Source organism: Wolbachia endosymbiont (group B) of Sphaerophoria taeniata (genome assembly GCF_947179355.1).
Classification (GTDB): domain Bacteria; phylum Pseudomonadota; class Alphaproteobacteria; order Rickettsiales; family Anaplasmataceae; genus Wolbachia.
This window is the reverse complement of record NZ_CAMXAW010000003.1, coordinates 100,668-119,942: the sequence shown is the minus strand read 5'-3', so window position 1 is coordinate 119,942 and position 19,275 is coordinate 100,668. Positions and strand designations below refer to the sequence as shown.

General features: G+C 35.2%; 15 protein-coding genes and 3 pseudogenes. 10 read left to right on the top strand and 8 right to left on the bottom strand.

Annotation, left to right across the window (positions count from 1 at the left end):
• The first annotated feature begins 68 nt into the window (after positions 1–68).
• Positions 69–1,451 carry an IS66 family transposase gene (tnpC, locus tag ONG75_RS04530; RefSeq protein WP_264375454.1) on the top strand — a complete coding sequence of 461 codons (1,383 nt, stop codon included), beginning with the start codon at positions 69–71 and terminating at the stop codon, positions 1,449–1,451.
• A 57-nt stretch (positions 1,452–1,508) separates the two neighbouring features.
• Here tnpC (ONG75_RS04530) and ltrA read toward each other — a convergent pair whose 3' ends face one another.
• Positions 1,509–2,756: a group II intron reverse transcriptase/maturase gene (ltrA, locus tag ONG75_RS04525; protein WP_264336129.1), complete on the bottom strand. Its 1,248-nt coding sequence runs from the start codon at positions 2,754–2,756 to the stop codon at positions 1,509–1,511.
• Between the two features lie 43 nt (positions 2,757–2,799).
• Positions 2,800–2,949: a hypothetical protein gene (locus tag ONG75_RS04520; RefSeq protein WP_264336130.1), complete on the bottom strand. Its 150-nt coding sequence runs from the start codon at positions 2,947–2,949 to the stop codon at positions 2,800–2,802.
• A 469-nt stretch (positions 2,950–3,418) separates the two neighbouring features.
• Between ONG75_RS04520 and wmk (ONG75_RS04515) the strand changes: the two genes are divergently transcribed.
• The 8 genes and pseudogenes from wmk (ONG75_RS04515) (at position 3,419) to wmk (ONG75_RS04480) (ending at position 10,622) form a co-directional block, all read left to right on the top strand.
• A complete protein-coding gene (gene wmk / locus ONG75_RS04515; protein ID WP_264375885.1) occupies positions 3,419–4,330 on the top strand; it encodes a WO male-killing family protein Wmk in 912 nt (303 codons plus the stop codon).
• 170 nt (positions 4,331–4,500) lie between these two features.
• Complete coding sequence (locus tag ONG75_RS04510) at positions 4,501–5,157, top strand: JAB domain-containing protein (RefSeq protein ID WP_264375884.1); 657 nt, start codon at positions 4,501–4,503, stop codon at positions 5,155–5,157.
• 106 nt (positions 5,158–5,263) lie between these two features.
• Positions 5,264–5,929 (top strand): annotated as a pseudogene (locus tag ONG75_RS04505) (hypothetical protein); the annotation flags it as partial.
• A 62-nt stretch (positions 5,930–5,991) separates the two neighbouring features.
• Positions 5,992–6,123: a hypothetical protein gene (locus ONG75_RS04500; RefSeq protein WP_255521118.1), complete on the top strand. Its 132-nt coding sequence runs from the start codon at positions 5,992–5,994 to the stop codon at positions 6,121–6,123.
• A 255-nt stretch (positions 6,124–6,378) separates the two neighbouring features.
• Positions 6,379–8,133: a reverse transcriptase domain-containing protein gene (locus ONG75_RS04495; protein ID WP_214303292.1), complete on the top strand. Its 1,755-nt coding sequence runs from the start codon at positions 6,379–6,381 to the stop codon at positions 8,131–8,133.
• A gap of 92 nt (positions 8,134–8,225) precedes the next feature.
• Positions 8,226–8,690, top strand: a pseudogene (locus ONG75_RS04490) (hypothetical protein); the annotation flags it as partial.
• A 65-nt stretch (positions 8,691–8,755) separates the two neighbouring features.
• Positions 8,756–9,670, top strand: a complete 915-nt coding sequence (gene wmk, locus ONG75_RS04485) for a WO male-killing family protein Wmk (RefSeq protein WP_264375755.1) — start codon at positions 8,756–8,758, stop codon at positions 9,668–9,670.
• Positions 9,671–9,707: 37 nt separating this feature from the next.
• Positions 9,708–10,622 carry a WO male-killing family protein Wmk gene (wmk, locus tag ONG75_RS04480; RefSeq protein ID WP_405197653.1) on the top strand — a complete coding sequence of 305 codons (915 nt, stop codon included), beginning with the start codon at positions 9,708–9,710 and terminating at the stop codon, positions 10,620–10,622.
• Between the two features lie 92 nt (positions 10,623–10,714).
• On the opposite strand, the pseudogene ONG75_RS04475 reads toward wmk (ONG75_RS04480), so the two are convergent.
• The 5 genes and pseudogenes from ONG75_RS04475 to ONG75_RS04455 form a co-directional block, all read right to left on the bottom strand.
• Positions 10,715–10,987: pseudogene (locus ONG75_RS04475) on the bottom strand (patatin-like phospholipase family protein); the annotation flags it as partial.
• A 23-nt stretch (positions 10,988–11,010) separates the two neighbouring features.
• Positions 11,011–12,393, bottom strand: coding sequence for an IS66 family transposase (gene tnpC / locus ONG75_RS04470; RefSeq protein ID WP_264375454.1), 1,383 nt, complete (start codon positions 12,391–12,393; stop codon positions 11,011–11,013).
• 283 nt (positions 12,394–12,676) lie between these two features.
• Complete coding sequence (gene lepA, locus ONG75_RS04465; RefSeq protein ID WP_264375882.1) at positions 12,677–14,473, bottom strand: translation elongation factor 4; 1,797 nt, start codon at positions 14,471–14,473, stop codon at positions 12,677–12,679.
• 81 nt (positions 14,474–14,554) lie between these two features.
• The gene (locus tag ONG75_RS04460; protein ID WP_264375881.1) at positions 14,555–15,532 is read right to left on the bottom strand and encodes a hypothetical protein; all 978 of its coding nucleotides are present in this window, start codon (positions 15,530–15,532) and stop codon (positions 14,555–14,557) included.
• Positions 15,533–15,617: 85 nt separating this feature from the next.
• The gene (locus ONG75_RS04455; RefSeq protein ID WP_264375880.1) at positions 15,618–16,994 is read right to left on the bottom strand and encodes a malonyl-CoA decarboxylase; all 1,377 of its coding nucleotides are present in this window, start codon (positions 16,992–16,994) and stop codon (positions 15,618–15,620) included.
• A 282-nt stretch (positions 16,995–17,276) separates the two neighbouring features.
• Between ONG75_RS04455 and ONG75_RS04450 the strand changes: the two genes are divergently transcribed.
• Entirely contained in the window at positions 17,277–17,969 is a 693-nt protein-coding gene (locus ONG75_RS04450; RefSeq protein ID WP_029237607.1) for a TerC family protein, read from the top strand.
• A 248-nt stretch (positions 17,970–18,217) separates the two neighbouring features.
• Here the strand turns inward: ONG75_RS04450 and ONG75_RS04445 are convergent, their stop codons facing one another.
• Positions 18,218–19,222 carry an ankyrin repeat domain-containing protein gene (locus ONG75_RS04445; protein ID WP_264375879.1) on the bottom strand — a complete coding sequence of 335 codons (1,005 nt, stop codon included), beginning with the start codon at positions 19,220–19,222 and terminating at the stop codon, positions 18,218–18,220.
• Positions 19,223–19,275: the final 53 nt, after the last annotated feature.

Sequence of the window (19,275 nt, the reverse complement as noted above, 5' to 3'; positions counted from 1 at the left end):
AGCGGAGTGGCAGAATAAGGTAGACAAGGTGATCTAAAAAGATAATCATAGAGCAAAAGTGAGGTAATGTGGTAAACCTTTTAGAGCTTTGCAAAAATTTACAGCAAAAAATAGAAAAGTTAGAAGCAAAAATAGAAAAGCTGGAAAGGGAGAATGAAAGTTTAAAAGCAGAGAACAAGGCTTTAAAGATAGAGAACGCTGAATTAAAGGAAAGGCTTGGTTTAAACTCGAAAAATTCATCTCTACCAAGCTCTAGAGAGTTGTACAAAATAAAAAAGGACAAGCCAAAGAGCGACAGAAACGTTGGTGGTCAGGTTGGTCATAAAGGAAGTTTTCGCGCCAAAATGGATGCAGATGAGGTGATAAAAGTAAAGTTGTCATCTACTTGTGAATGCGGAGGAGGGATTGCAATATGCAATGGACCGTACATTCATCAAAAAGTTGATCTTCCGGAAATTAGGCCTTATGTAGTGGAATATCAGATGGAGCATGGTCGTTGCCGGAGATGCGGAAAAAGAAGAAGCAGTAAGTTACCAGAAGGTGTTACGTCAGATACATTTGGTCCAAGGGTTAAGTCAATAATTGCAGCGTTCAGCGGATTCTACAAAAATTCAAAACGCGAAATAGCGAGTGTCGTAAATGATATCTTCAATTTGAACATAAGCGTCGTTAGCATATCAAATAGTGAACATAGAGTTGCTTCAAAATGCAAAAAAATGTATGAGCAGATCGAACAAGAGATAAGTAGGAGTAAAGTTCTACATATTGATGAAACGAGCCATTATAACAAAGGTAAACTCGCTTGGTGTTGGATGTTTGCAAGCAATACGGCAAGTTTTGTGAAGTTGACAGAGTCAAGAGGAATGAAAGTTTTAAAAAATAACGCATGCTGCAATCATAATAGCTTAGTGGTAACCGACAGGTACGCAGTATACAATTACTTTGCTGATGAAAAAAGGCAAATCTGCTGGGCACACTTAGCAAGGGATTTTGAAAGATTAGCGCATAGTTGGAATATTGAAGTCAAAGTTCTTGGCTGTTACTTAAGAAATGTAGCTACTGAATTATTTGCACTAAAAAAGGCTTTGCTAAAAAATGAGATAGATGTTTTTAGATTTGCCAGACGTGCCAGAAAGTTGCGAAAACGTACAAGGTATTACTTGAAGGAAATATCCTACTTACCTGAAGCAATTGGAGCCTCTCGAGTTGCGAAAAATATTTTGAAATCTGAAAGAATGATGTGGAATTTTTTAGATGACCCAAAAAACATTCCGCTGACAAACAACCATGCTGAACAGCAGATACGGCATTATGTCGTTTACCGCAAAAATTCGTATTTTACACAATCAAAGCGGGGAAATGCATTCCTTGAACGGATAATTTCGTTATACTTAACATGGAAACAAAGGGGTCTCAATCCTTTCCAAAACCTCTTATCTATTGTTTCTTAAACCACTCTCCTGAACGGATACGTACGTAAACCTCTCAATTTATACAGCTCCCGTTATTCAGCCTTTTGATCCCAATCCTAGTGTCCAGTGATAGAAAATATTTGGAGACCTCTTTCTCACTTTTGCTAGAAATTGCTTTGCTAGTCTTCCATGATTTCGAAGTTTCTTATATTTGGCTCTGACCCATCCTACTAGGTGCCACTCTACATTTCTAAGAGATGGATACATCTCTGATTTATAAAACCTGCCATAGTACTGATACCAGCCTCGGACTATAGGATTTATTTTCTTTGATATTTTCTCTAGTGTTGTATATGTTTGCCTACGTATTTTCCATGACCTTATGGTTTGGTTGATCTTCTTCTTGGCTTTGTTGCTAATTGCAGGTAGAAATGAGACAAAATAGTTTCCTATTTTATTGTTCTTTGCCAGTCTAGGTCTGAACGTGTAACCCAGAAAGTCAAAGCTCTGTATTGGAAACACATCTCTCCTATTGTCATCCTTACAGTACACTATTTGTGTCTTTTCAGGATGTAATTTTAGCTTAAACTCAGCCAATCTTTCTTCGATCTTGTCTTTTATGAATTTTGCCTGTTTCTGGGTTTTACAGTGCACCATTGCATCATCTACATATCTCTCAAATGGTATTGTTGGGTAGTTTTGCCTCATCCACATATCAAATGCATGATGCATAAATATGTTAGAAATGATTGGGCTTACAGAACCTCCTTGTGGAACTCCCTTATTCCTAACTACCTTACTGCCATCTGCTAGTTGAATCGGGGCTTTCATCCACCTTTCCACGTACAGTATGACCCACTTGCAATCTGTATGCTTCTTGATAGTTTGCAGTGCTAACACATGATCCAGATTGTCGAAAAATCCAGAAATATCAAGATCTATCGTCCAATCACTTCTCCAACATCTCTTACACGCTGTACTTACCGCATCCAGTGCAGACTTGTTTGGTCTATAACCATACGAATCTTCGTGAAATTCCGGCTCTACTAACGGTTCGAGATACATAGTAGCTGCTGTTTGCCCTATCCTGTCGAATACTGAAGGAACACATAAAGTTCTTTGTCCTCCTGTATCTTTTGGTATCGCAACAGCTTTTACTGGTTCTGGAAAATAACTTCCGGATGACATCCGATTCCACAGTTTGTATAGATTATCTTTTAGATTTTCTTCAAACTTTGTTATCGAGACCTCATCTACACCTGCCGCACCTCTGTTTTTGGATACTTGTTTATAAGCTTTCCAAATCAGTTGCTTTGGTATGTCAAAAGATTTTGTTTTATTCATTAACTCTTCCCTTTCGGTTGATAAATAATTAAAACTAAATAACTCAGCCCCTTCGCTCCATTTCCATTACAAAAACTTCTTCACTACTACGAGCTAATCCGCCCCTGTTTTTCGCATCAGTACTCTCTTCCTTAGAGTTCAGCTCCTTGGACTTCTCCCTTATCATCGAAACGACAGGTTCCCATAGTTCCACACAATAGCCTGAAATAGGTTCATGCCACCTATATGCCGGATGCCACCTACCCAGTAGACAAGTTCCCGATAGGCTTATCCCAAGTTACTTTTTCTCCCCTGGTTTTGACATCATCGCATTACCTTTCGACGTGTAATCAGTGGTTCACTTGCGTTCATCTCTCTATTTCACACATGACGCATAATTACGCCTTTTCCATAACGCTCACTACCTTGGCTCTTTACCAAAGCAGCTTATGGTTGTTTGAAGCCTGCTCTTGTAAACCGGCTCCGAGGGGCCCACCCTCATCTATTGTGCAGCTTTCGCACTTAGTTTGCTCTTTCCTGAACATTCCTTGTGTCTCTACGGCACACAAAAAGCATTAATAATTATACACAATTCTGAAGAAATATTCAACTAAAATTCAAACATAGAATGAAGCATCCCTTTTGTATATCTTTATTTGGTAGTATTAAACTGTATAATATTTATGGCAAATATTTCGATAAGATACAAAATAGCAAAAAATGTAAAAAGCTGGAGGTTAAAGCGAGGTTATACTCAAAAAGATTTAGCGGGAAAAATCGGCGTAACGTATCAAATAGTACTACAATATGAAAAAGGAACACGTAAAATTTCGATTGAAAAGTTGTATGCTATAGCAGAGATATTGTCGATTGGTATTGTAGACCTAATTCCTGTATCAAATGAAAAAATCTGTCTTGAAGATGAGGGAGAAGAAATACTAAATCTAGTAAGAGAATATAAAAAGATTAATGATCAGGAATTACGTAGAATGTTTTGTTTACTAACCAAATTTGTTCAAGTTAGTGAGAAAAATAGTAAAAAAACGGAGAGAATAAAAATTGCAAAAGGTCTGGTGAAAGCAGGAGTTTCTGTTGATACTGTTTCAAAAACAATTGGTCTATCTGCTGATGAATGTGTTGAAGAAAAAACGGGTTCTATCTACTACCAAATAGGAAAAAAGATAAAAGAATGGAGACTAGTGCGGGAATATACTCAGAAGGATTTAGCAGAAAAAATGAGTACAACACGTGACGAAATAAGCAATTATGAACAAGGAAGGACTGCTGTTCCACTTGATAAATTATATGGAATAGCAAAGGTGTTATCAATTAATATCATGGACCTACTTGAACTAACAGGAGATGAGATAGAAAATGAGCTACCTGATTTAATAAAAGAATACAAAAAAATTGAGAGTCAAGAATTACGCTATGCGCTAATAAAATCTCTGTTTGAAAGCATACAAATTTGCAAAGAAAAAGTGAAAAGAGCAGAAAAGATGAAAATTGCAAAGGATTTAGTGAAAGGAGGAATTTCTATTGATATTATTTTGCAAGCGGTAGGCCTCTCTTTAGACGAAATTCAACAAGTTTAAAATAAAAAAATCACCATATATTAATATCTTCACCTATTCATGAAAAAATAAGTAAAAAAGATTGAAAAATTGATTTGACTTCACTCGAAAGCTATGGCTCTATGCCAATGCTGATAAAAAACAGCAGTAAATATTTAAAAAAAGTTTGTTGTTAGTGAAGGGTAAATTATATGAATAAAAGTAAAGAAGAAATCGAATTCAGAATATTAGAAAGCAAAGGCAAAGCACTACTTGATCGTGAAATAATGGAAACATTTTTAAGTGTAGTACATGAAAGGCCACAAGCTCAAGAAATTGCTAAAAATCTGGTGAATACTTATGCAGGAGTAGGAAGGATTTTAGGTCGAGAAATGGATGACCTGAAAGTCATAGAAGGAGTAACTGATTCTGCAGTAGCAATGATTATGTGTGTTAAGGAAACACTAGAAAGGGTACTGAGAGAAAAGCTCAAAAGTGAGCCAATAATGGACTTACAAGGGCTAGTAGAGTACTTAAACGTAAGTATAGGCCACTCAGAAAGGGAATGTGTAAAAATACTGTACTTGAATAAAAGGCGCCAATTAATCGGAGAAGAATCCTATATTGGTGAAATGGAAAAAGCACCAGTATACATAAAGGAAATTACAAGAAAAGCATTAATAAAGAATGCAACATTAGTAATAATGTCACACAACCACCCTGGGGGAAGTTTAGAACCTTCAGAAGAAGATCAAGAAGTAACAAAGAGCTTAGCAGCAGCATGTAGTACTGTAAGCGTTAGATTATTTGATCATATTATCATTACAAGTGGGGGTTATTTTAGCTTTAGAGAAAACGGATTGTTATAGCAGAAAGTATTTGCAAATCCACTCATTATAATTTATAATGAGTAATAGAATGTATAATAACAAAGTTTATTGTACACTTAAAAAGTATTTTTAATATGGGGGTTATATGACTAGTAAAGACAAGTTATTGAAGAAAATATTTGGTGCTCTTGAAGGCGTTGATATAAAGCAGTCTAAGTTTGTGAGCAAAATTAATAATCAGAAGGAGATAAAACCGGAAGATGCAATGCCTTTCCCTGGTAGAGAAGTTCGCGAAAACAAAATCAACTATGGGAAAGGATTTGACTATATTTATGGCACAAAACCTTTGAGTAATCAAGCAGATTATCCAGAAGGGTTAAATCCATTTGCTTCAGCTTTGCAAAAAATAAAGCCAAATACAGAAAAGTTGAGCTGGTTTAAGAGTGCTGTGGTAAGAGCAAAAAATCCAAATGAACTGCACAAGGTTGTAGACGAAGCACTAGCTGCTGGAGGAAGGCTAAATGCATGTAATGATGGGGAATGGAGCTTTGCTGAGTATGTAGTGTTGAGTACACATTTTCACAAATTAGAAAAAAGTGATCGTAAAAAGCTAATACGAAAATTAATGCTAAACGGTGCAGAGTTTCATGATACTCTACTACAGAATAAACTGATAGGTGAAATCTATGATGAGCTACAACCAGAAGTTCAACCACAGATAGATAAGCAACTAGAAGAACTAGAGAAAGCTGGTGAAAGTGCTGTTCAAGAAGGAGAATTAATAGATATCGAGATAGACAATACAACATCGGTGCGACCCGAAGTTGCGATTTTGTGATGGTTAGATTCCATCTTCCCTAGACATCAGGGATAATGTATGTCTCACATTTTAAAGAATGGCAACCTTTAGGATGCAAGCATGAGATAAAAGCAGGTAATGCTAAACCTTATAGCAAACTCCTGCAAACAGAGTTAGATATGGTTACGAGAGAAACTTATGATTGAATTGTCGTTATATTGAATATGCGAAATTAAGGTTGTTTTACGCATAGACCAAAATGGTATGAAGCATACGAGGAATTAAAGTTAGATGTCTTTGATTATAGATGTTCTCAGCTTCCGGTAAAAAGTAAGAACCTAAGTCTAACACGAAACAAAATCGTGAAACGGGATAACCATATAGGTGCTCTTATATTCATTTGAATGTAAGTAGGCAGCCAGCCATAAGCACTTACATTGGAGGGATTGTCCAAGAAGCTAATGCCCAAAGTAATATTTGGGATATGCAGACGTGGACACTATAATTTGGAAGGTAAAGTGGTGAATAGTAGTAAATATGTTATAGACCAACAATTTGTTAGGTATGAATGGAATACAATTCCTTGGCGTAAAGTTGAGAAATTTGTATTTAAGCTACAAAAGCGAATTTACCAAGCTGCAATATGTAATGATAAGAAGAAGGTACATAAACTTCAAAGATTATTACTCAATTCAATAAGTGCAAAACTACTTGCTGTCAGAAAAGTAACTCAAGATAACAGAGGGAAGAAAACTGCAGGTATTGATGGAAAAGCAAATCTTAATCATAAAGAAAGATTGCAATTAGCATATTCTTTAAATGTTAGAGAAAAAGCGAAACCATCAAAACGTGTTTGGATTCCAAAACCTGGAAAACCAATAGAATATCGCCCTCTTGGTATACTTACTATCTCAGATAGGGCAAAAGAAACACTTATGAAAATGGCACTAGAGCCAGAGTGGGAGGTAGGATTTGAACCGAACATGTATGGTTTTAGACCTGGTAGGTCATGTCATGATGCTATTGAAGCCATATTTAATTCACTGAATTGGAAAACAGCGTACTGTTTAGATGCTGATATTTCTGGATGTTTTGATAATATTAATCAAAATGCTCTGTTGGAAAAACTTAACACTACACCAACCTTTAGAAGAATTATAAAAGGATGGTTAAGAGCTGGAGTAATGGAAAACAGAAAATTTGAATCCACAAAACGTGGTACAATTCAAGGAGGGACGATCTCACCGTTACTTGCTTGTGTTGCATTAAATGGATTAGAACAATATATCAAAGAAACGTTATGGAGTGAACTTCTTCAATATAGGAAGATGAAATGTGGTGTTGCAAGCAGTAGAGAAGCAAAAAGCTCATTAAGTGTAATTTTCTACGCAGATGACTTTATCATCATACATGAGAGTAAGGAAATCATTCTGAAGGCAAAAATGATAGTTGAAGAATGGCTCAAAACCATTGGACTAGAATTGAAACCTTCAAAAACAAAGATTTCTCATACTCAAAATGGAGAAAAGCCAGGATTTAATTTTCTTGGTTTCTCAATAAGGCATTACTCTACGAAAAATAATAAGAGGGGTTATAAATTATTAGTCAAACCAAGTCGTGAATCCAGAAAACAGCATACACTCACTATAAAACATAAGATTAGAGGATTAAGAGGATCAACACAAGAAACAGTAATAAGACAGCTTAACCCAATTACTAGAGGGTGGAGCAAATATTATTCTTCGGTTGTGTCAAACAAGACCTTTAGGTTTATTGACAGTGTAATGTTTAGAAACATCTGGAAGTGGGCAGTCTACAGGCACCCAACCAAAGGAAAATACTGGATTAAAAATAAATACTTTAAAAAGTATAAAAACGATAATTGGCGATTTATGACAAATAACAAAGTTCTTCTTATTAAGCACGGAGATCATGCTATTAAAAGGCATGTCAAAGTGAAAGGAACCAAGTCTCCATATGATGGCGATTGGGTTTATTGGGGTAATCGTTTAAGGAAGATACCAGATAAACTACCAAGAGTAATAAAATTGTTGAAGTTACAACAAGGTAAATGTGGTCATTGTCAACTTTGGTTTAAAAATGATGATATCTTAGAAACACATCATATTGACCGAAACAGACGTAATAATATGAAAAAGAATTTATCCTTGTTACATGGACATTGTCACGATGAATTACATAGAAAGTGTGCATGACAAGCACCAAATTATAGAGGAGCCGTATGAGGCGAAAGTCTCACGTACGGTTCTGAAGTCGAGTGGGGAGAGGCGACTTTTCCCACTTAGATAACTATATAGAATTTTCTGATAATAGCAAGGTAGAGGTAGCAAAAATACTGAGAGAGTTAGGAAGTAATATTTTAAAAATTGGTAATAATGCAGTTGAGGTTAAAAGTGAGAAGGGAGGTATAAGAAACTATACCGATATGTCAGATGGAAGCTCTATTGTATTAGAATTTCCTACAAGCGCTGGCAAGCTAAATATCATATTGTACCAAGATGCAAATCAGGTGCAAGTGAGAGTAGAAAACAAGGAAATGTGGGCTGAGTTACAAAAAAGAGGCGAAGAAATAGGAAAAAATTGCCTTTTTGGAGGAGTGAAACTTCAAGAAGCAGTAGAGAAAGGTAATTTCACTAGATGTGGCATATGGAGTGAAAAGTATGCTATAAAAGAGATTGGCAATGATGAAGTATTGTCTTCATGGGTAGATAGGGTATGTGGAGGTAGTAAAGAAACCTTTAGGGAACTTTAATTCATTTATTTTAAGGTTCCAGAGTTTACTGGAGCCTTTGAGCTATAGTAGAAAATATTATATATATGGTTTTTTGCGTGGAAAAAAGTCTAGATTATGAAGTAGGACAAAAAGTAAAAAGTTGGAGGTTAGAGAGAGGGTATACTCAGAAGGATTTAGCAGAGAAGGTTGGTGTAAAGTACTGGGCAATACTGCAATATGAGAAAGGGAATCGTAGAGTTCCAATTGAAAGGTTATATGCTATAGCTGAGGCACTATCAATCAGTATTACGGATCTTATTCCTGTATCAAAAATCTGTCTTGAAGATGAGGGAGAAGAAATATTAGATCTAGTAAGAGAATATAAAAAGATTAATGATCAGGAGTTACGTAAGATGTTTTGTTTGCTAACCAAATTTGTCCAAGTTAGTGAGAAAAGTAGTAGAAAATCGGAAAAAATAAAAATTGCAAAGAGTCTGGTTAAAGCAGGAGTTTCTGTTGATATTGTTGCAAAAACAATTGGTCTGTCTGCTGATGAATGTGTTGAAGAAAAAGTTGGTTCTATCTACTACCAAATAGGAAAAAAGATAAAAGAATGGAGGCTAGTGAGAGAGTATACTCAAAAAGATTTAGGAGAGAAAATGAGTACAACGCGTCACGAAATAAGCAACTATGAACAAGGAAGGACTGCTGTTCCACTTGATAAATTATATGAAATGGCAGAAGCGTTATCGATTAATATTACGGATCTACTAATAGAGGAAGGGAGTAAAGCGAAAAATGAGCTACCTGATTTGATTAAAGAATACAAAGAAATTGAGAGCCAAGAACTACGTAATGCACTAATAAAATCTTTGTTTGAAGGTATAAGGATTTGTGAAGAAAAAGTGAGAAAAGCGGAAAGGATCAAAGTTGCAAGAGATCTAGTAAAAGGGGGAATTTCTATTGATATTATTTTGCAAGCAGTAGGTTTATCCATTGATATGGTTTTAGATGGGTAGCTCGTGGAAAATTATAGTAATAGAGTTTTTTTCTTAAATGGAGGTATATGTGTTTGTTTCTGCAAGCAATGTTAGCTATGGAATAGGGCAAAAAATAGAAGATTGTAGGTTAATGCGAGGTCATACTCAAATAGGATTAGCAGGTCAAATAGGTTTAACATGCCAAGAAGTGAACAGCTATGAAAATGGGTATAGTTCTATTCCAATTGAAGTACTATATGTAATAGCAAGAGTACTGTCAGTTAATGTTGTAGATCTATTACCTAAACCAATAACAGTAAGAGAGTATGAAGATGAAGACGAAGAAATACTCTATCTAACAAAAATATATGAGAATCAAAAGTTAGGTAAAATAGTACCTTCATTAATCAGGTTTGTTCATATCAGCGAAAAAATCAATCAAGAAGAGACAAGGTTGGAAATAGCAAAAAATCTAGTGAAAGAAGGGGTTTCAGTTGACATAATTTCCCAAGCAACGGGTTTATCTATTTACGAGTATGATAGTACAGAGAGAGAAATCTGCACTGATTCTATATATTACAGAATAGGACAAAGAATAAGAGAATGGAGATTGATAAGGAGATACACTCAAAAAGATTTGGCGGATAAAGTTGGTGTAACACTCAAGGAAATACACGAGTATGAAAAAGGATACACTGCCATATCATTTGATAAATTATATCAAATAGCAGAAGGATTATCAGTGAATATTAAAGTTCTGCTACCTAAAACAAGAGAAAGCAAAAAGCTATTGAGTTTAATGGATGAGTACAGAGAACAAGAATCACTAGTCAAATCCCTATCTGAAAGTATGAAAAATGGCAAGAAAAAAGTTAAAAAAATAGAAAAGATCAAAGTTGCGAAAAATCTAGCAAAGGCAGGTGTTGCTCTTGATATTATTGTGCGAGCAAGTGGCCTAACTGTTGATGAGTTAGGTGAGTGTGAAAATTGAATTGTGTTTAAGATATAAGTAAAGATAGTTAATATATTATCTATTATAAACCCTTATTTAGCTCTGCAGAATTTTTTTGGCATTTCTACGTATCAAGATAAAACATCACAGAATTTATCGACTACTTTTTGATTTTCCTCTATCATTGCCTTTGCTTCTTGCTGAAGAGATTTGATATTTTTTGATGTAATATTATCCATGTCAGGTGATGCTATTTTTAATTGCGATTGTATACGTATATATTTATCAGCTATAACTTGATCAAGTTGGTAATTTACTGCATCTAAACTTGAGGCAAACATTACGTTCAACAGCGGTTTTATCCAACCTATCTTTCCAAATTTCCTCGAGTTAGAATACCTTATACGTATCCGTTCAGGAGAGTGGTTTAAGAAACAATAGATAAGAGGTTTTGGAAAGGATTGAGACCCCTTTGTTTCCATGTTAAGTATAACGAAATTATCCGTTCAAGGAATGCATTTCCCCGCTTTGATTGTGTAAAATACGAATTTTTGCGGTAAACGACATAATGCCGTATCTGCTGTTCAGCATGGTTGTTTGTCAGCGGAATGTTTTTTGGGTCATCTAAAAAATTCCACATCATTCTTTCAGATTTCAAAATATTTTTCGCAACTCGAGAGGCTCCAATTGCTTCAGGTAAGTAGGATATTTCCTTCAAGTAATACCTTGTACGTTTTCGCAACTTTCTGGCACGTCTGGCAAATCTAAAAACATCTATCTCATTTTTTAGCAAAGCCTTTTTTAGTGCAAATAATTCAGTAGCTACATTTCTTAAGTAACAGCCAAGAACTTTGACTTCAATATTCCAACTATGCGCTAATCTTTCAAAATCCCTTGCTAAGTGTGCCCAGCAGATTTGCCTTTTTTCATCAGCAAAGTAATTGTATACTGCGTACCTGTCGGTTACCACTAAGCTATTATGATTGCAGCATGCGTTATTTTTTAAAACTTTCATTCCTCTTGACTCTGTCAACTTCACAAAACTTGCCGTATTGCTTGCAAACATCCAACACCAAGCGAGTTTACCTTTGTTATAATGGCTCGTTTCATCAATATGTAGAACTTTACTCCTACTTATCTCTTGTTCGATCTGCTCATACATTTTTTTGCATTTTGAAGCAACTCTATGTTCACTATTTGATATGCTAACGACGCTTATGTTCAAATTGAAGATATCATTTACGACACTCGCTATTTCGCGTTTTGAATTTTTGTAGAATCCGCTGAACGCTGCAATTATTGACTTAACCCTTGGACCAAATGTATCTGACGTAACACCTTCTGGTAACTTACTGCTTCTTCTTTTTCCGCATCTCCGGCAACGACCATGCTCCATCTGATATTCCACTACATAAGGCCTAATTTCCGGAAGATCAACTTTTTGATGAATGTACGGTCCATTGCATATTGCAATCCCTCCTCCGCATTCACAAGTAGATGACAACTTTACTTTTATCACCTCATCTGCATCCATTTTGGCGCGAAAACTTCCTTTATGACCAACCTGACCACCAACGTTTCTGTCGCTCTTTGGCTTGTCCTTTTTTATTTTGTACAACTCTCTAGAGCTTGGTAGAGATGAATTTTTCGAGTTTAAACCAAGCCTTTCCTTTAATTCAGCGTTCTCTATCTTTAAAGCCTTGTTCTCTGCTTTTAAACTTTCATTCTCCCTTTCCAGCTTTTCTATTTTTGCTTCTAACTTTTCTATTTTTTGCTGTAAATTTTTGCAAAGCTCTAAAAGGTTTACCACATTACCTCACTTTTGCTCTATGATTATCTTTTTAGATCACCTTGTCTACCTTATTCTGCCACTCCGCTGAACGGATACTATATCTGATTTTTACTGATTGAGTGGAGCAATTGAGCTGCTCTCTGTCATCCCAGCGTTTAACACTGGGATGATTTCGTTGTATGGTATCTTATATAGTGTTTTACAAATTCACATAGCTATTTCAAATTTACCCATATCAATGTCAGTCAATTTATTGAGAAAATATCACTTAGTTCTTTAAATTTATGTTTTTGGATATATATTAATCATTTATTTTCAAAGCCTCAATAAAAGCATTTTGTGGGATGTTTATGTTTCCTACAGAATGCAATCTTTTCTTACCTTTCTTCTGCTTTTCAAGCAGCTTCATCCTTCGTGTGACGTCTCCACCATAGAGCTTGGCTGTTACATCTTTTCTATACGGGTTAATCGTTTCTCTAGCAATAATTTTTCCGCCTACTGCCGCTTGAATCGCGATTTTATATTGCTGGCGTGGTATCAAGTCTTTCAAACGTGCACATATTTCACGGCCTCTTTTTTCTGCCCTGCTTTTATGAACAATGCAGGCTAACGCATCCACAGGTTCTCCATTAACTAAAAAACTTAATTTATCTATCTGACTTTCCTGATAATCGGATATTTCCCAATCTAAACTTGCATATCCCTTGGAAATTGATTTTAGTCTATCGTAAAAATCAAAAACAACCTCAGACAGCGGTAATTTATACTTCAGTAGTGCTGTTGTCGTATTACCAACATAAGATAAATCCTGCTGTTCTCCTCTCCTTTCTTCACACAGAGATAGAATCTCTCCTAAATATTGATCAGGTACCATTATAGTTGCAGTGATCCACGGTTCTTCCACTATTTCAATTTTTGTAGGGTCTGGCATATCGCTTGGGTTATGGATATTTAAAACTTTACCATTTTGTGTTGCAACTTTATATATAACACTCGGTGCAGTTGCTGTTAGATCTAAATCAAATTCTCTTTCGAGTCTTTCTTGAATGACTTCAAGATGTAGCATTCCTAAGAAACCGCAACGAAATCCATAACCTAGGGCATTTGACGTTTCAGCATCAAATGTAAAACTAGCATCATTTAAATGTAATTTTTCTAGTGCTTCCCTTAAATATTTAAAATCATCTGTGTTATTGGGAAAAATACTGCAAAATACTACAGGATGTACTTCTTTAAAGCCAGGTAATGCCTTGTTGCACGGCCTTTTCTCTTCAGTAATAGTGTCTCCTACTTTGCAGTCAGCTACTTCTTTCATTGAAGCAGTTATAAAACCAACTTCACCTGCTGAAAGTTCACCAGTCATAACTTTTTTAGGAGTGAAAATACCGATATTATCGACCTGATATGTAGCATTATTAGACATCATAACGATTCTCATGCCTTTTTTTAGTACTCCATTTTTAACTCGCACTAAAATTACTACTCCTAGGTAAGGATCATACCAACTATCAACTAAAATTGCTTGCAGTGGAGCATTTGTATCACCTTGAGGAGCGGGAAGTTTTGTCACTATAGCTTCAAGTACATCCTTTATCCCAAGACCAGTTTTTGCCGATATCAAAATTGACTCAGTTGCATCAATTCCGATTACCTCTTCAATCTGAAGCTTTATCCTTTCTGGATCTGCAGCAGGAAGATCGACTTTATTAAGCACAACTATTATCTCATGATTATTGTCAATTGCCTTGTAGACATTTGCCAGGGTCTGAGCTTCAACTCCTTGGCTGCTATCTACTACCAAAAGTGAGCCTTCACATGCGGCTAAGCTTCGGCTGACTTCATATGAAAAGTCAACATGACCTGGTGTGTCCATGAGGTTGAGGCAATATTTATTACCATTATTTGCAGTGTAATTGAGTCTTACCGTTTGTGCTTTGATTGTGATTCCGCGTTCACGCTCTATATCCATTGAGTCAAGTACCTGATTGGTCATTTCCCTTGTCTCAAGACCGTTACATTCTTCTATCAAACGATCAGCAAGAGTTGACTTCCCATGATCTATATGTGCTATTATTGCAAAATTTCTTATATTGTTCATAGATCTACTTATTTAAGTAGATCTATTTTACATTTTAAGTATTACAAGAGCAATTACTTATCTTCCTTTTTGCTGAAAACATTAAGCTGGCGTCTGTACTGGTCGGAAGTATTCAGTAGTTGATGGTTGACTCAGTTTGCTACTTGCCTCATTCTTTTCCTGCTTGCATGTTTTTACTGCATCAGCAAGGCTTAGGTAATCATTACCAACTTTAATTCTTACATCTTTATTTTTTTCTAAATCCGCATCAGTTGGTCTATCACTTATTATTCTAATACTACCATCACTGTTAGCACCTAATGTAATGCTAAATTCTTTTCCGTCTACATACCAGTTAAACTTTATTCCATATTGAGCTGCAGTACCTAAATTATAATATCTAACCCCCTCATGTATGTAGCCACTGATAGGTTCTTTTTGATCTCCACTTGAAAGAAGAAAACCGGCAATATTGTTTTCTTTACAAAATTCACTATTTAAAAATTCGCTTATTTTAATATCTGTGCTTTTATTGTCTTCTTTTAGCTTAATTGTTGCATAAAGAAGATTTTTATCCCCATGCTTTGTAATTGATACCGCATCAATAGTGCCGCTTTCTATGTACTCGCTAAACTTTTCTTCAATTTTCTTTTCTAATTCTTTTTGCCTTTCTGCACTTTGTTGTTGCATTTTTTCTAACTCTTCTTTCATTTTTTTCTGAAGTGATGTAATTTGATTAAGTTCTTCTTCACTCCGGTTAACACTATTAAGCAACTTTAAAGCTTCTACTATTATACTTAAATTTTCATAAGCTACTACAACATCATACTTGTCACTTAAAGGCTCATTATTAGCTAAAGAGTGTTTAAAGCTATCCCAACACTCGTGTTGAACAATAAAACCTGCTCCTATAAGCTTTTCTTTTATGTTTTTCTCTTGATCAGGATGTTTTTTAATTAGCTCCAGGCTTTCTTTAATATCATTAACTAAATTATCAGATACAGGCGACTTTACTATCGACTTGCTCTGTATTGACTCATCTAGTTCTTTTATGATATCTTGAAGCTTTTCCAAAACCATACATTTTACCTCATAAAACTATTCAATATTATATACATAAACATTAGGGAATGTTAGCACTTTCTATATGCTTGCGCGCTTCCTATTATTCCTTTAACATAGCTGACACTTTTTTTGAATGAGAAATCGCTTTATTAATCATATAATTCTCATGATTGTTATCTATTTTAGGCAGCTCATACAGATAATTCACCATTATTCCGGCTGACTGACTAATGCCTTTTTCAGAAGTATCAGCCATCCAGTTGATTTGTTTGATTGATGCACCATTGCTTAAATGAAAGTGTGCTACTGGATCATAAGCACCCCCACCACTGCTTTTAACCTTTAGCAAATAATGTGCACAAAGTTTCAGTAGGGACTGTTTTTCGCATTCAATGTTAGTTTTTATGCTTTCTAAAATTTCTGTACCTGATTGTTTTATATTAAGCTTACCTAATAAAGCTACGTCTTGATTTTTTAGCCATTTTGTAAATCCAGGAACTGGAGAAAGAGTTGCATACACTTTTACGCTTTTAAATTCTTGCGATAGTTTTTCTACGACTCTCTTTATTAAAAAGTTACCGAGGCTAATTCCAGATAAACCAGTTTGAGTGTTTGATATTGAATAGAATATAGCAGTACTTGCACTGCTTGGGTCACTTGAGGGCACTGACTCATCCAAAAGGTGTTGAATACTATCTGAAATCTCATTCATCAATGCAACCTCTACAAAAATTAGAGGTTCGTTTGGTATTTTGTAATGAAAGAAAGCAAAACAGAGACGATCAGAATCTAGCCTATTTTTTAGGTCACCCCAAGAAGAAATTTTATGTACAGCTTCATATTTTATAAGTTTTTCCAACAATGATGCAGGTGAATCCCAGGTGATTTGATGAAGATCAAGTAGATCAACATCAACCAAAGTACAGAGTATATTTTTTAATTCATTTTCTAGTGGGTTTAGATTTTCATATTGGTTCTTTAGCTTAAGCACATCAGAACGCATATCAACAATAAACTTAAGACCTTCTGGTAAGGAGATAAACTGCTTCAATATTTTAGAGCGTGGTGATTCAAGGACTTTTATTAAGTCTTGTTCAAACTTATAGCTCGACTCAGAATCTTGATTTTTCTTATATACTTTTATTTCTTCATCTATTTTCGTTTTATCCGGATTGAACTTTTCTGCCAGGGTTTGTAAAAATTTTATTTGACCTGCCTCTGATAAACTCAAGTACAAATTACCAAGAGATACGGTGTTCTTACGTGCTGAGACTTCACCCCCCTTTGGGTTTAAGCATTCGTTCATCTTCAAGACTAAACTATCGACATCGCGACTACTACTTAAATCAGGGTTAATATTGCCAACCCATGATCTTACAGCGTTTGCTACTTCACCTAGTATCTTAAAAAAGCTCTTTGGTGCTTTCTGATCTTCAACTTTCACTATATCAGTTTTTGCTAATGATTCTTTTGTCATAAATTCCTTTTACTATGTATCTATCTTAATTTAAAGAAAAATCTTAGTCTACAAAGAAGGCATATACTTTCATGGTACAACTATTTTATAATCTATTTAAAATTTTCGTAAAGAGAGTTAGATTTTTAATTTTATTATTCTTCTTATAAAAGTACTTTTATTATAAAAATGACCTTTTTTCTCTTCCTTTTTCGGGTAAGGCTGATTTTTTAATTACCTAGGCGAAGTTACTTAATTTTTACACATCTATTGTAAAGTACAAAATCTGACTTTGGAATGAAAATGCTAGCTGATGCTTGGACTTTATTGATACTTACGCTACTTGAAACTATACTTGGTATAGACAATTTAATCTTTATTTCTCTAGCAATAGATAAGGTGCCAAATCTGCTGAGAGAAAGAGCCCGCCTTATAGGTTTTGGCTTGGCGCTATTGATGCGTTTTGTAATACTATTTTTTACATCATATATATTATCAATGCAAAAGCCTATATTTCACACTGTATCTCTGGATATCTCAGTAAAGGATTTACTTATGATTGCAGGAGGGTTATTCCTTATTGTTAAAAGCTCTATGGAGTTATGGAGCGACATTTTTGTACATAAGGAGAATAAAACAAAGGCAAATGTTAAATCACAATTTTTTTTAGTTGTGCTACAAATTATATTAATAGATTTAGTTTTTTCGGTTGATTCGATATTAACTGCCATAGCATTAACTCACAATATGATAATCATTGCCATAGCATTTACATTTTCCATACTAGCGATGCTATTTTCATCAAGTTATACCGCTCAGGTAATAAAATCCAACCCAAGCTTAAAAGTAATTGCCATTCTATTTATTTTACTCGTCGGTGTATATCTAACACTTGAAGGGCTTCACATAGAACTACCAAAAGCATGTTTGTATTCTTCATTTATGTTTGCATTGCTTGTGGAAGCTATAAGCAAAATAAAGAAAATACAGCCTTGAAACTATTTTACACGAAGCAAAAATCCAATCAGTGCGTGATGTACAACTGTGCGAACATTTTCTAGCAGGAAGGTGTCATTCAGCTTCGGTGTCATCCCAATGCTTGACACTGGGATCCATTTTTCCATCATCAAAAACATTGTATTTTTACATTACTTTTATGCTTACCAACTTAACTGGATCCCAGTGCCCAGACACTGGCATCCTACAGATAATGTTCATACAGCTGTGCGTCACGCGCTCTACTGTCAAGCAGCTCCTTGCTGTTCATTTGTTGTTAAAACGGCAGATGGTTTCTCTGCTCCATCAACTTTAGTACTAGGCTTTAGTAATGCATATGTAGCACAACCAACTACCAGTGCTGCTGCTGTAACTGCAACCACTGCTATAACGATAGGTATCAACTGAGCTGCAATTATTCCAGTTGTAAAAAGTGCCACTGCTATAGCAGTGCCTAATAATCCAGTTACTCCACCGGCAATCTTTGCTTTATTACGCGCTTTTACAAAAGAGCCTCCTCCTTCGTCTAATAGAGCTTTTACTACGTCTTGATCCGTAGCATAATCTAAAGGAGTCTTTCCATATTTATCTACTGCGTTAACATTTGATTCTCTTCCGATTAAAACCTCTACTATCTCTTTGCTATCAAACAAAGGAGCATAGTGCAAAGCAGTCTTTCCATCTTTATTTACTGCATTAACTTTTGCTCCTTCTTTGAATAAAACCTCTACTATCTTTTTGCAAGAAATAAAGTGCAAAGCAGTGTACCCACTTTTATCTCTCACATTAACATCTGCTCCTGCTCCGATTAAAACCTCTACTATCTCTTTGCGACCACGAATAGCAGCAGAGTGCAAAGCAGTGCGATCAAACCCATCTTTCGCATTAACATCTGCTTTTGCTCCGATTAAAACCTCTACTATCTCTTTGCGACCACGAATAGCAGCAGAGTGCAAAGCAGTGCGATCAAACCCATCTTTCGCATTAACATCTGCTTTTGCTCCGATTAAAAACCCTACTGTCTTTTTGTAATGATTATCAGCAGCTATAATTAATAACGTCTGCTTTTCGTATAGGAGAGTATCAAATGCATGATTTACATCAAATTTATCTTTCTCCCACTTTTGATATAGATCTTGATTCTGTTCCTTTAGTTCTTCTTGTATTTTCTGAATTATATTATCTTTATTTAAATCTTCCTTAGCCTCAATCGTCTTCAGTACTGTTTTCAGTGATTCATATTCTCCTGTCATGATTTTACCTTCAATATCAAACTGTATATTTAATTATTACATGATTATGATAA

Bases quoted from the DNA above. Each gene is read 5' to 3' on its own strand.
- ONG75_RS04510 (WP_264375884.1), top strand. From the start codon at position 4,501: ATGAATAAAAGTAAAGAAGAAATCGAATTCAGAATATTAGAAAGCAAA.
- ONG75_RS04460 (WP_264375881.1), bottom strand. From the start codon at position 15,532: ATGGTTTTGGAAAAGCTTCAAGATATCATAAAAGAACTAGATGAGTCA.
- ONG75_RS04455 (WP_264375880.1), bottom strand. From the start codon at position 16,994: ATGACAAAAGAATCATTAGCAAAAACTGATATAGTGAAAGTTGAAGAT.
- wmk (WP_264375885.1), top strand. From the start codon at position 3,419: ATGGCAAATATTTCGATAAGATACAAAATAGCAAAAAATGTAAAAAGC.
- lepA (WP_264375882.1), bottom strand. From the start codon at position 14,473: ATGAACAATATAAGAAATTTTGCAATAATAGCACATATAGATCATGGG.
- wmk (WP_405197653.1), top strand. From the start codon at position 9,708: ATGGAGGTATATGTGTTTGTTTCTGCAAGCAATGTTAGCTATGGAATA.
- wmk (WP_264375755.1), top strand. From the start codon at position 8,756: ATGGTTTTTTGCGTGGAAAAAAGTCTAGATTATGAAGTAGGACAAAAA.
- ltrA (WP_264336129.1), bottom strand. From the start codon at position 2,756: ATGAATAAAACAAAATCTTTTGACATACCAAAGCAACTGATTTGGAAA.
- ONG75_RS04450 (WP_029237607.1), top strand. From the start codon at position 17,277: ATGCTAGCTGATGCTTGGACTTTATTGATACTTACGCTACTTGAAACT.
- ONG75_RS04445 (WP_264375879.1), bottom strand. From the start codon at position 19,222: ATGACAGGAGAATATGAATCACTGAAAACAGTACTGAAGACGATTGAG.
- ONG75_RS04495 (WP_214303292.1), top strand. From the start codon at position 6,379: ATGCCCAAAGTAATATTTGGGATATGCAGACGTGGACACTATAATTTG.
- ONG75_RS04500 (WP_255521118.1), top strand. From the start codon at position 5,992: ATGTATGTCTCACATTTTAAAGAATGGCAACCTTTAGGATGCAAGCAT.